Below are 12,588 nucleotides of genomic sequence, written 5' to 3'. Positions count from 1 at the left end.
GACATCGTCTACATCCAAACGCCGATGATGGAGGCGCACGGCGGCGACGGCGTGCTGCGCTTCTTCAAATATGTGGCGGCGCGCACGAATATCGCTTTGGGCATGTTCAATTCGCCGTCCTCGGGTTATGTGCTGACGCCGGCTGAAAGCGCCCGGATCTACAGCGAGGTCCCCGCGGTGTGTGCCACCAAGGAGGGCGCCTTCCGGCCGGCGAGCAGCCGGATGCTGCATGAATTGGCGCCCGGTCTCGCGGTGTGGGAATGCGACAAGACGGTGTACCGGGCCGGCTGGCTGCGCGACGGGATCGTCTGTCCGGCGCAACTGGGAACCGCGGGTTACCTTTTCGAAACCCCCGCGCGGCGATTGTTCTCTGAATACTGGGATCTGGTACAGAGCGACAGACTCGTCGAGGCCATGGACTACGGCCGCGAGTCCGGCCTGGATCAGTTCGACCTCGACATCGGATCCTGGTGGACGTGCTACCCGGGGCGCGCCGATTACTTCACTCATTGGGGCGGCGCATTCAAGTACGCCGCCTCGCTGCTGGGCCTGCCCATCGGGGCGTATCCGCATTCCCGCCCCCCGCAAGTTGAGCTACCCGCCGAGGCGAAGGCCCAGATAGAAGGCGCCTACCAGCGCCTGGGCCTACTTGAAACTGTGTTGCAGTAGAAGGGGTTACACAGCGAAGCGGGCCCGGTCACTGACCGGGCCCGCTCGATTCGCCGGGTCGTTACTTCTGCTCGGCCCGCTCACGCTGCTCGTAGGCCTTGGCCTTACCGCGGGCCTTCTCAGCGGCGGCTTCCTTCTTCCCAGCGTTGCGCTGGGCTTCCGCCTTGTCCTGCTGAGCCTTGCCCTCGTCGATCAGGCTGTCGTTGCCGATGATGATCCCGATGACCTGCTTGGTCTTACCAAGGGCATCTTCAACGATGCCGCGAACGAATTCGATCGGGCCGCTCTTGACGTCAACCATGTGCAACTACCTCCCATTGTTTGGCTGGCTTCTGGGTGGGTTTCCCGGTCGCGGGTCGGATGCAAACGTGGCGACAACGTGTCACACACCACAAAAATAAGTCCTGCCACGTCGCCGACCGTTTTGCGCGTCGAAAAGAGTCCCGGCGTTTGGCGATTCGCGGGTTACGACTCCGTCAAAGCCGTCGTCCGCCGGGGCCGTCGATCCGCAGGGGGTTGAAACGACCCTTTTGCGCCCGAAATCGCAGTTTAGTCGGGGTTTCACGCCCGATTGGCGGCGGTTGTGGAATGCGGTACCGATAGGTATACAGTATGGGTACAAAATCGCCTGTTGGTCAGCTATGAGGGGACGGTCTGATGAGCGCCGCCGACCGTGTGGTCACCGATGAGGCAGTGCTATATGAGACCACTGAAACCGGTGTTGCAATTCTGACGTTCAATCGTCCGGATCGTCTCAATGCCTGGGGACCCGACATCGCCGCCGGGTTCTACGCGGCGATCGACCGCGCCGAGCAGGACCCGTCCGTCCGGGCCATCGTGTTGACCGGTCGGGGCCGGGGATTTTGTGCGGGCGCGTACCTGGGCGCACCGAGTTCGGCACCCGACTACGGCGAGACGCTGGAGAAGGCAGGCCAGACGAACTTGGCCGACTTGGTCGGGGAGCGCCCGCCCCATTTTGTGACGACGCTGCGCAAGCCCGTCATCGCAGCCATCAACGGTGCTTGTGTCGGCATCGGATTAACCCAGGCGCTGATGTGCGATGTCCGGTTCGCGGCCGCGGGCGCGAAGTTCGGCGCCGTGTTCGCGCGCCGCGGTCTGATCGCGGAGTTCGGGATTTCTTGGATACTTCCGCGGCTGACCAACTGGGGCGTCGCTCTGGACCTGTTGCTCAGCGGTCGGACCTTCCTCGCCGAGGAGGCCGCCGAGCTGGGTCTCGTGAAAGAAGTTGTCGCTCCGGAAAGTCTGATGAAGCGTGCCCTGGACTACGCCGAGGACATCGCCGCGAATTGCTCTCCGGCGTCGATGGCGGTGATCAAGAGCCAGGTTTACGGTGACGCGACTCGCGACATCGTCCAGGCCAATTCGCTCGCCGAGGTGTTGTTGCACGAGGCGATGCCGCGACCCGACGTCATCGAGGGCATCACGAGTTTTCTCGAGAAGCGGCCCCCGCAATTCCCATCGCTCGATTCGACCGACGCTTAGTGTTCGCCGGTAATGGCGGAAAGGATGATCATGGCTGACCCGAGTTACCAGGCGATCGACGTTGACAACCACTACTACGAGCCGCTGGACTCGTTCACCCGCCACCTGGACAAGAAGTTCAAACGGCGCGGCGTCCAGATGGTCAACGAGGGCAAGCGGACTTGGGCCGTCATCGGGGACCGGGTCAACCACTTCATCCCCAATCCCACCTTCGACCCGATCATCGTGCCGGGTTGCCTCGACCTGTTATTCCGCGGCGAGATCCCAGAGGGCGTCGACCCGGCCTCGCTGATGAAGGTCGAACGGCTGGCGGACCATCCCGAGTACCAGAACCGCGATGCCCGGATCACGGTGATGGACACCCAGGACATCGAGACGGTGTTCATGCTGCCGACCTTCGGATGCGGGGTCGAGGAGGCGCTCAAACACGACATCGATGCGACCATGGCGTCGGTGCATGCGTTCAATCTGTGGCTCGACGAGGACTGGGGCTTCGACCGGCCCGATCGGCGAATCATTGCCGCGCCGATCATTTCGCTGGCCGACCCCGCCAAGGCCGTCGAAGAGCTCGAGTTCGTGTTGGCGCGCGGCGCCAAGCTGGTGCTGGTGCGGCCCGCGCCGGTGCCCGGCCTGGTCAAGCCGCGGTCGCTGGGCGATCCCAGCCACGACCCGGTGTGGGCCCGGCTGGCCGAGGCGGGGGTGCCGGTGGGATTCCACCTGTCCGACAGCGGTTATCTGCACATCGCGGCGGCGTGGGGCGGCAAGGCGACGTTCGAGGGCTTCGGCGCGAAAGATCCACTGGATCAGGTGCTCCTCGACGACCGCGCCATCCACGACACGATGGCCTCGATGATCGTGCACGGCGTGTTCACCCGTCATCCGAAACTCAAGGCGGTCAGCATCGAGAACGGCTCGTACTTTGTGCACAGGCTGATCAAGCGACTGAAGAAGGCGGCGAACACCCAGCCCCAGTGGTTCCCGGAAGACCCGGTGGAGCAGTTGCGCAACAACGTGTGGATCGCCCCCTACTACGAGGACGATCTGCCGGAGCTTGCCGAGGCCATCGGCGTCGACAAGATTCTGTTCGGTTCCGACTGGCCGCACGGAGAAGGCCTCGAATCGCCGGTGTCGTTCGCCGAGGAGCTGAAGTCCTTCAGTGAGTCCGACGTTCGAAAAATCATGCGGGACAACGCGCTAGGCCTTCTTGGCGTCCAAGTCGGCTCGGCTGCCTGATCGGATCGAGGCCGACTACAACCGTGAGCGAATGGACCATAGGGGCGGTTCTTGACGAAATCGCCGACGTTATCCCCGACCGGACGATGACGGTCTGCGGCGGCCGCCGCAGCACCTTTCGCCAGTCGGCGGAGCGCACGCGCCGACTGGCAAACTTTCTCGCAGGCAACGGATTAGGAGCGCATCGGGAACGCGCAAGCCTGCAGAACTGGGAATGCGGGCAGGACCGCGTCGCGCTGGTCATGCACAACGATCTGTACCCGGACATGGTCATCGGCTGCCTCAAGGCCCGGACCGTCCCGGTGAACATCAACTACTACTACACGCCACACGAGGTCGGCGAGCTGCTCGACTACGTGAAACCCCGAGCGGTCATCTACCACCGCGGGCTGGGCGCGAAATTCGCCGACGTGCTGACAGATGCCGGCGTTGACCTGCTGCTGTCGGTCGACGATGCAAGCAACGTCCCGGAATTGCCCGGCGCGGTGTCGTTGGATGACGCACTGGCGCGGGGGGATACCGACCAGAGCGTGGTGGCGTCCCCGGACGATCTGCTGATGATCTGCACCGGCGGCACGACCGGCCGGCCCAAGGGTGTGCTGTGGCGACAGTCCGACATCTACGTGTCGTCGATGGTGGGGGCAGACCATGCCTGCGCCCAGGAGATCCACGACAAGGTGCGTGGTGACGCCGGTGCACCGTGGTTCGCCGTCTCGCCGCTGATGCACGCGGCCGGCATGTGGACAGCATTCGCGGCGATCATGGCGGGTACACCCGTGGTGCTCTATGACACCTCGAAAAGACTTGACCCGCACGTGGTCTGGGAGACGGCCGAGCGCGAGAAGGTCGGCATGATGACCATGGTCGGCGACGCCTATGCCGCACCGCTGGTGGCGCAGTTGCAGGGTGGTTCCTACGACTTGTCGTCGCTGTACGCGATCGGCACCGGCGGTGCCGCGACGAATCCGAAGTATCAGCAAGCCCTGCTGGAACTGCTACCCCATATCACGCTCATCAACGGTTATGGCTCATCGGAGACCGGAAACATGGGATTCGGCCACAGCCGGCTCGGCACGCAAGCCGACACCTTCACGCTGCGCGAGGGCGGATTGGTTCTTTCCGAGGACTACAGTCATTTTCTTTCTCCCGGCGAGTACGAGGTGGGCTGGGCCGCCAGGCAAGGGCGAATACCGTTGGGATATTTCAACGATCCCGACGCCACCCGCAGAACGTTTCCCGAGATTGATGGCAAGCGGGTGGTGATATCCGGTGACCGTGCCGGACTGGAACCCGACGGAACGTTGCGGCTCTTCGGCCGTGACTCGCTGGTGGTCAATACCGGCGGCGAGAAAGTCTTCGTCGAGGAAGTCGAAGAGGTGCTGCGCGCCCACCCGGCGATCGCCGACGCCCTGGTGGTCGGTCGCTCCAGCGAGCGCTGGGGCGAAGAACTCGTCGCCCTCGTCGAACTCCGCGATGGAGCCGATGCGGCCGCGGGGGAGCTGCACACGCTCTGCACGTCGCGACTGGCGCGGTTCAAGGCGCCCAAGGAGTTCCTCGTCGTCGATCAGGTCCAGCGCTTGGGCAACGGCAAGGCCGATTACCGTTGGGCGAAACGTCACGCAACAGCAAAGGCGCCGATGTCGACATGAAGGCCATCGATTGCCTGGTCAACGTGCACTTCGGCGAGACGGAGCTGCAGCCCACCTGGATGCTCAAGGTGCGTGACGACTACTTCAAGGGGCCGGAGTCCATGTTCGAGCCGGTCGAGTTGTCGAAGCTGCTCGAGGAGATGGACGCCCGGGGTGTGCGCAAGGCGATCCTGATGGACAACCTGGCCAAGCCCTCGGTGACCGCGCGCAAATTCGTCGAGGAGAAGCCCGACCGCTTTGCCCTGGCAATGGGCGGCGTCAACCTGTTGCGCCCGATGCCGTCCCTGCGGGAACTTTCCTCCATCGTCGATGACCTGCCCGTTGCCTATGCCGCTGTGGGACCGAGCTTTTGGGGTGACGGTCAGTACCCGCCCAGCGACGCCGTCTATTACCCGCTGTACACCAAGTGCGCCGAGCTCGAGCTGCCGCTGTGTATCAATACCGGCATTCCCGGGCCCCCCATCCCCGGGGAGGTGCAGAATCCGATCCACCTGGACCGGGTCTGCGTGCGATTCCCCGAACTGAAGCTGTGCATGATTCACGGCGCCGACCCGTGGTGGGACATCGCGATCAGGCTGTTGATCAAATACGCCAACCTGCGGTTGATGACGTCGGCCTGGGCGCCAAAGCGGTTGCCGGACAGCCTGTTGCACTACATGCGGACTCGCGGCCCGAACAAGGTTATCTTCGCCTCCGACTGGCCGGTGCTGAAAATGCACCGCGTCGTTCCCGAAGCGGCCGCGCTGAACCTGCCCGCCGACGTGCTCGACAACTACCTCTACAACAATGCCCAAGAATTCTTCTTCGGTGGCCAGAAGGAAGGCTGAGGATGGACCGCTATGAACTACGTAGGCTCGACTACAGCCTGACGTCGGATCACGAGGCGTTGCAGGCCGCCTACCGCGATTTCTTCAAAACACATTGCTCGATCGAAACCGTGCGCGCCGCCGAGGAAACCGGTTTCGACAAAAACCTGTGGGAGCGGTTGTGCGCCATGGGCGCAACAACCATGGCCCTCCCGGAATCCGCCGGCGGAGACGGCGCGACGATCGTCGATCTGACCTTGGTGGCCGAGGAGATCGGCCGGTCGCTCGCGCCGGTACCGTGGATCGACCAGGTCTGCACCGCACGGCTGCTCGCGCGCCTCGGCGCGGTCGAACCCGATGTCGTCCACGGCAAGCGACTCGCCGCATTCGATCCGCAGCAGGACAGCGCGTCTGGCGCTCGGCTCCTGCCCACGGGATCGATCGCCGACCAGATCATCGTGCGCGATGGTGACAACGTCGTCGCGCTGACGTTCGGCACCCGTCCGACCAAGGTGGACAACATCGGCCGGTTGCCGATGGCCTGGGTGGATCCGGCGGCCGCTGACGCCCGCACCGTGCTGGCCAGCGGATCCGATGGCTTAACGGAATATCAACGGGCGCTGGACGAATGGCGGGTGCTGAGCGCGGCGGCGTTGGTGGGTCTGGTGGAGGAGACCATGACCATCGCGGCCGAGTTCGCCAAGACCCGCTACACGCTGGGGGTCCCGATCTCGACGCTGCAGGGCATCTCTCATCCGCTGGCCAACATCGCGATCACCGTGCAGGGCGGCCGCAATCTGGCGAGGCGCGCGGCCTGGTTCCTGGACAACGAGCCGCACGAGCGACCGGAGTTGGCGCCCTCGGCGTTCGTGTTCATGGCGGAGGAGGCGGCAAAGGCCGCGACCATGGCGGTGCATATCCAAGGTGGACTTGGCGTTTCGGCGGAGGCCGCCGCCACGGCGTATCTGGTGCGTGCCCGTGGCTGGGCACTGGCCGGTGGGGATCCCGGCGCCAGCGCCAAATACATCGGCGAGCTGGTCGCCGCCCGCGAAAGTGAAAAGGGCGCCTAAGTGGATTTCTCACGAGTCACGCTGTCCGAGGACGATCAGCGCTTTCTCGAAGAAGCGCGCGACTTCCTGCGTACGCATGTGACAGAAGAGGTCAAGCGCCGGGACCGGGAAACGGGCGACAACTTCGACGAAGGAGTGCACCTGGCCTTGGGTGCCGCCGGCTACCTCGAACGTGAATGGAAGCCGGAGGCCGACGGTGGCTTCAGCCGGCTGCGTCGCCGCATCTGGGAGCTGGAAAAGCGGCGCGCGCACGTGCCGTGGGTGACCTGGGGTACCACCGCCATGGTGGCCCGTTCGGTCGCGAGGTTCGGCTCTGCCGAGTTGCAGGGCAAAGTGCTACCAGGCGTCTTTAGCGGGCACGTCCGGCTGTGCCTGGGCTACACCGAACCCGAGGGCGGGTCCGACATCGCCACCTGCAAGACCCGCGCGGTGCGTGACGGAAACGGCTGGATTATCAACGGCTCCAAGATGTTCACCACCGGCGCGCACAACTGCCAGTACGTTTTCCTCATCACCAATACCGATCCGGACGCTCAGAAGCACAAGAGCCTGACCATGTTCCTGGTTCCGCTGAACTCTGCAGGCATCGAAATTCAGGGCATTCGCACCGTCGACGGCGACCGCACCAACATCGTCTACTACAGCGACGTGCGCGTCGACGACAAGTACCGCCTGGGCGACGTGAACGCGGGCTGGACGGTGTTGCGTGAACCCCTCAACACCGAGCACGGGGCGGTGGCGGCCGCGCCGGACGGGCTGCAGGACGTGTCGATCATGATGCATCAGGCAGGTTTCATGGCCGACGCCCTGGACAAGGCCGCCGCCAAAGTCGGCGAGCGGGATCCGAACGGGCGCAGACTCGTTGATGATTCGGCGGTGGCATATCGCTTGGGGCGCAGCGCGGCGCGGATGGAAGCGTCATTGAGCGCGCCCAGCATCTTCGGGCGCGTTGCCCTGGCACAGACGATGCGTGACATCTCTCCGGACCTGATGGACATCCTGGGCACCGCGTCGACGCTGCCCCTCGGCACCGACGGCGCGGCCGACAATGGTGCCGCGGAGTACGTCTACCGATTCGCGCCGCTGGTCGGGATTTACGGCGGCACCCTCGAGGTGTTCCGCAACATGATCGCGCAATACATGCTGGGCCTGGGCAAGCCGGCGTACGCGCCGGTCGCGCGGAAAGCCTCCTAGCTCGCGCCGAGCGTGAACTGACGGCGGCCGCCTTCGGCGTGTCGCCGCCGCCAATTCACGCTCGGCGCTAGGGGAGTGCGTCAGGTCGTGAGGATGGTTGCCGCGGCGGTGCCGGGCGCGCCGTACAACTGGGTGAATCCCACCTTCGGGTTGCCGGGCACCTGGCGCTCGCCCGCCTCACCACGGAGTTGGCGCACGATTTCATGGATCTGCCGCAGACCGGAGGCACCGATGGGCTCCCCGTTGGCGATCAGCCCACCGTCGGTGTTGACCGGCATCGCGCCGTTGATCTCGGTGGCGCCGTCGGCCAGGAGCTTCTCCTGATCGCCGTGCTCGCAGAACCCGCACTCGGCCATGTGGATGATCTCGGCGCCGGCGTCAGTGTCCTGCAACTGGATAACGTCGACATCGTCGGGAGCGATCCCGGCCTTCTCGAATGCGCTACGGGCGGCGTAAACCGTTGGCGCCACGTCTTCGTCGACGGGCGCGCAGGTGGTGTTGACCTCGTAGGCCCCGTAGCGGCGGGTGCGGACCTCCACCGCCCGCAGGTAGACGGGCTTGGTGGTATGGCGGTGCGCGATGTCCGCTCGGCACATGACCACCGCGGCGGCGCCCTCGTCGGGTGCGCAGAACATGTATTGGGTCAGCGGGTAATTGAGCATCGCCGAGTTCAGAATGTCTTCTTCGGGGATCGGCTTCCGGCGAAAGGCGTTGGGATTTATGGCCCCGTTGCGGAAGTTCTTGGCGGCGACCTTGGCCAGGGTCTGCTGGGAGATGCCGTGATCGTGCAGGTAGCGGTTCGCTTTCATGCCGAAGAACTGGGTGGTCAGGTACTGCCCGTTCTCTGCATACCAGCGCGGCATTCCGACCAGCGCGGGGTCCTCGGTGAACGCGCCGCGCGGGTGCTTATCCAGGCCGACGGCGATCCCGATGTCATAGTCTCCCAACCGGATGCCGTCGGCGCACGCCTTGGCGGCACTGGCGGCGGTCGCGCATGCGTTGAACACGTTGGTGAACGGGATGCCGGTCAGGCCGACCATGCCGACGATCGCGTCGGGGTTGGCGACCGTCCAGCTACCGCCGGTGGCGAATTGGACGTCCTGCCAGGCGATACCGGCATCGGCGACCGCGGCCAGGATGGCGTCGACGCCCATCTGCATCGCCGACTTGCCCTCGAAGCGCCCGAACGGGTGTAAACCCACGCCGATGATGGCGACATCATTCACGCAATGGCTCCTGCATTCTTGAGTTCCTCGATCCGGTCCCAGTCCATGCCGAGCTCCATCAGGACCAGCTCGGTGTGCTCGCCGGCCTGGGGCGCCCGCGTCGTCGTCAACGGCTCGTGGTTGAACTGAACGGGACCGCGGACCACGCGGAACGGCTTGCCGCCGCTGGCGAGCTCGACTTCGGCGATCATGTCATTGGCGATCGCCTGCTCGTCGTCGACGAGGTCGATGAGGCTCTGGAACGGCGCCCATTGGCCCTTCATCGTCTTAAGGTGCTGCCGCCAATAGTCAAAGGGCTTGCCGGCGAAGGCCGTTGCGATCAGCTCGGAGGCGGCGTTGGCGTTTTGGATCAACGGGAGCACGTCGGCGAAGCGCGGGTCGTCGGCCGCCTCGGGAATGCCCAGGTGTTCGAACGTGTCGCGGATCAGTCCGGTCGGGCTGATGATGCAGAGGTTGATCGTGCCGCCGTCGGAGGTTTCGTAGTTGCCCATGAACGGATTCACCGAGGGCGCACCGGAACCCGGCATGGGCGTGCGCATGACCTCGCCGGTCTCCATGCCCTGCGTCACGCTGGCGCCCGCCGCCCACCAGGCCGTGCTGAGCAGCGACACGTCCAGCTCGACGGCTTCGCCGGTGCGCTCGCGATGCAGCAGCGCGGCCGAGATGCCGCCGGCGATGAACATGCCGCCGATCGAATCACCGAACGCGGGAATGCCTTGTCCCAGTGCGCCGCCCAGATCCTCGGGCGTCAGGGCGTACCCGATGCCGCTGCGCGTCCAGAACGCCGTGCCGTCATAGCCACCGGTGTCACGTTCGGCTCCTTTGTCACCGTAGGCCGAGCCGCGGGCGTATACGATGTTCTGGTTCACCGCGCGAATGTGCTCGACGTCGAAGTTGTGCTTCTGGCGTTGCGCGGGCTTGTAGTTGGTGAGGAATACGTCCGCGGTCTTGGCCAGCTCGTAGATCACTTCCTGACCGCCCGGCGTGGAAACGTCGATCCCGATGCTGCGTTTGCCGCGGTTGGGATGTTCCATCAGCGGGTGCCGTTCCGGATCGATTTGAATGCCACCCATATTCAGGAAGCCACGCTGGGTATCGCCCCGCGCCGGGTGTTCGACTTTGATGACGTCCGCTCCCCAGTCGGCCAGGATGGCTCCCGCCGCCGGAACGAAGGTGAACTGCGCAAGCTCCAGGACCCGAAAGCCCGCCATGACTTTGGTCATTTCAAGACACTACTTCGCGTCGAACGTCACCGGAAGCGCATTCGGTGACCGGAACGGCTGGCCGTAGATGTGCGGGTCATCGTCGGTCAGCAAGGTGACATTGGTCAGCCGGTCGAGCAGGCATTCCATCGCGACCCGCGTTTCCAGCCGCGCCAGATGCAAACCCAGGCAAGTGTGCTCACCGGCGGCGAACGAGATGTGGGGCATGTGCTTGCGGAAGATGTCGAACTCTTCTGAGCGTTCCCAGCGGTGCTCGTCGCGGTTCGCCGAACCGATGCACACACCGATCACCGAACGAGCCGGAATCTTCACGCCTTCCACCGCGGTGTCTTCGGTCGTGAAGCGTTGCACGACGGTCAGCGGTGTCTCGTAGCGCAGTCCCTCCTCGATGGCCGGTGCCAGCAGCTCGCGGTCGGCTTGCAGCGCGGCGAATTGCTCCGGATGCGTCAGCAGCAAATACAACAGGTTTCCCGACGAGCGGTAGGTGGTCTCCAAGCCGGCGGGTAGCAGCAGACGAAGGAACGAGTAAATGGCTTCGTCGGTGAGCTTTTCGCCGTCGATCTCCGCGGTGACCAGGTCACCGATGATGTCCTCGGTGGGCTTGGATTTGCGCTGTTCGATCTGCTCGACGAAATACTCCTTGAGCGCGGTCGAGGCCTCGAAGGCGCTTTCGTAGTTGACGTGGTAGCTGATCAATTGCACGGCGCGCTTGCGGAACATCGGCAGGTCGTCGGCTGGCAGTCCCAGTAGCTTGGCGATGACGCGGGTGGGGAATTCGAAGGTGAAGTTCCGGATCAGGTCGGCGCGGCCGGTCTCGATGAACTCGTCGATCAGGGCATTGCAGATCGGCCGCACGATGGTGGGCTCCCAGCGAGCCAGTGCCTTGGACTTGAACGCCGCGGATACCAGGTTGCGGTGTTCGCGGTGCTTCTTCCCCTCCATCGCCAGAATCGTCGGCCCCATGAACAGACCGATGGTCTTGTCGTACGGCTTGGAACTGAACACCCGGCCATCCCGAAATACCGTGTTGACCGCGTCGAACGACATCGCGGAGTACTCCTGCTTGGGCAGCAGGGACTCCGGCGTCTTGGAGTAGTCCATCACCGTGCCGGCGAATACGCCGGCCTCCCGCCGCTTGCGGGCAAAGAACGGGTAGGGGTCACGCAGGCTGACGGTCTCGTCGCCGGCGCCGGCGGCGGTGTGAACGTTGGTCGTCACTTGATCTCCAGCATCTTGATCTCAGCACGATCGAACACCTACTTCGTAAGATCGTACTGTAATTATTACAGTAGGCAATATGGGCATGCCGGTGCGCATGTTGGCCCCGAAGTTGGTACGCACGACACCTGGATGCACGCAGTGCACGGTCACGGGATGGCGTTCGCTGATCATCTCCTGGAGCAGTGCCTCGGTGAAGCCACGCACCGCGAACTTCGAAGTGCTGTAAGCGCCTTGGTAGGGAATCGCGATCAGGCCGAAGGCGCTGGACAGATTCACCAGTCGGGAGGGGCGCCGGGAGGATCCCGCCTCGATGAGTTGTGGCAGAAAGGCTTTGGTCTACGCCTCCTCACAGCGGGCTGCCCCGATCGCCGGTCAGCCATTCACCGCCTGCTCGCGTGCCCACCGGTAGTCGGCCTTACCGGACGGGCTGCGCTCGATGACCGGACGGAACACGATCGCTTTGGGGAGTTTGTAGCGCGCCAGCGACTGTGCGGCGTGCGCCACCAGTTCGTCGACCTCGGCGCTGGCGCCCGCAGCGAGCGCCACGACGGCAACGACCTCCTGGCCCCACCGCTCGCTCGGCCGACCGGCGACCACCACGTCGGCCACCGCGGGATGCGACGCGATCGCCGTTTCGACCTCCTCGACGAAGATCTTCTCGCCGCCGGAGTTGATGGTCACCGAATCCCGGCCCAGCAATTCGATGGAGCCGTCGGTGCCATAGCGCGCGCGGTCACCGGGGATGGCGTACCGGACACCGTCGATCACCGGAAATGTCTTGGCCGTCTTGGGCG

The 12,588-nt window shown here is 64.4% G+C and carries 11 protein-coding genes and 2 pseudogenes; 7 read left to right on the top strand and 6 right to left on the bottom strand.

The genetic code is table 11. The features are described from left to right. A partial coding sequence (locus VFW69_RS23255) for a beta/alpha barrel domain-containing protein (RefSeq protein WP_526505046.1) occupies positions 1–669 on the top strand: 669 nt, incomplete at its 5' end. 61 nt (positions 670–730) lie between these two features. On the opposite strand, the gene mbp1 is transcribed toward VFW69_RS23255, so the two are convergent. Next, the gene (mbp1, locus tag VFW69_RS23250) at positions 731–970 is read right to left on the bottom strand and encodes a microaggregate-binding protein 1 (protein WP_526505044.1); all 240 of its coding nucleotides are present in this window, start codon (positions 968–970) and stop codon (positions 731–733) included. A gap of 356 nt (positions 971–1,326) precedes the next feature. Between mbp1 and VFW69_RS23245 the strand changes: the two genes are divergently transcribed. From VFW69_RS23245 to VFW69_RS23220, 6 genes are read left to right on the top strand one after another with little or no spacing between them, the layout of a single operon-like run. Next, positions 1,327–2,172, top strand: a complete 846-nt coding sequence (locus VFW69_RS23245) for an enoyl-CoA hydratase (protein WP_526505042.1) — start codon at positions 1,327–1,329, stop codon at positions 2,170–2,172. 30 nt (positions 2,173–2,202) lie between these two features. Further along, positions 2,203–3,405, top strand: coding sequence for an amidohydrolase family protein (locus VFW69_RS23240; RefSeq protein WP_526505040.1), 1,203 nt, complete (start codon positions 2,203–2,205; stop codon positions 3,403–3,405). A 23-nt stretch (positions 3,406–3,428) separates the two neighbouring features. Beyond that, positions 3,429–5,054 carry an AMP-binding protein gene (locus VFW69_RS23235; RefSeq protein WP_526505038.1) on the top strand — a complete coding sequence of 542 codons (1,626 nt, stop codon included), beginning with the start codon at positions 3,429–3,431 and terminating at the stop codon, positions 5,052–5,054. Further along, positions 5,051–5,881 carry an amidohydrolase family protein gene (locus VFW69_RS23230; RefSeq protein ID WP_526505036.1) on the top strand — a complete coding sequence of 277 codons (831 nt, stop codon included), beginning with the start codon at positions 5,051–5,053 and terminating at the stop codon, positions 5,879–5,881. Before VFW69_RS23235 ends, VFW69_RS23230 begins: the two co-directional genes overlap by 4 nt. A 2-nt stretch (positions 5,882–5,883) precedes the next feature. Continuing rightward, positions 5,884–6,930 (top strand): acyl-CoA dehydrogenase family protein, encoded by a 1,047-nt coding sequence (locus tag VFW69_RS23225; RefSeq protein WP_526505034.1) that lies wholly within the window; start codon positions 5,884–5,886, stop codon positions 6,928–6,930. Further along, positions 6,931–8,124, top strand: coding sequence for an acyl-CoA dehydrogenase family protein (locus tag VFW69_RS23220; protein WP_526505032.1), 1,194 nt, complete (start codon positions 6,931–6,933; stop codon positions 8,122–8,124). 80 nt (positions 8,125–8,204) lie between these two features. On the opposite strand, the gene VFW69_RS23215 is transcribed toward VFW69_RS23220, so the two are convergent. The 5 genes and pseudogenes from VFW69_RS23215 to mig all read right to left on the bottom strand — a co-directional run. Next, positions 8,205–9,350 carry a thiolase family protein gene (locus tag VFW69_RS23215; protein WP_526505030.1) on the bottom strand — a complete coding sequence of 382 codons (1,146 nt, stop codon included), beginning with the start codon at positions 9,348–9,350 and terminating at the stop codon, positions 8,205–8,207. Further along, entirely contained in the window at positions 9,347–10,561 is a 1,215-nt protein-coding gene (locus tag VFW69_RS23210) for a CaiB/BaiF CoA transferase family protein (protein ID WP_526505048.1), read from the bottom strand. Before VFW69_RS23210 ends, VFW69_RS23215 begins: the two co-directional genes overlap by 4 nt. Before the next feature lie 21 nt (positions 10,562–10,582). After that, on the bottom strand, positions 10,583–11,791 hold the full coding sequence (locus VFW69_RS23205; RefSeq protein ID WP_526505028.1) for a cytochrome P450: 1,209 nt from the start codon (positions 11,789–11,791) through the stop codon (positions 10,583–10,585). 90 nt (positions 11,792–11,881) lie between these two features. Next, positions 11,882–12,130: pseudogene (locus tag VFW69_RS23200) on the bottom strand (SDR family NAD(P)-dependent oxidoreductase); the annotation flags it as partial. A 36-nt stretch (positions 12,131–12,166) separates the two neighbouring features. After that, positions 12,167–12,588 (bottom strand): annotated as a pseudogene (gene mig / locus VFW69_RS23195) (medium-chain acyl-CoA ligase Mig); the annotation flags it as partial.

The sequence above is a fragment of the Mycobacterium sp. genome (assembly GCF_036273375.1).
Classification (GTDB): domain Bacteria; phylum Actinomycetota; class Actinomycetes; order Mycobacteriales; family Mycobacteriaceae; genus Mycobacterium.
The sequence above is the reverse complement of the archived record's forward strand: the minus strand, read 5'-3'. Positions and strand labels throughout refer to the sequence as shown.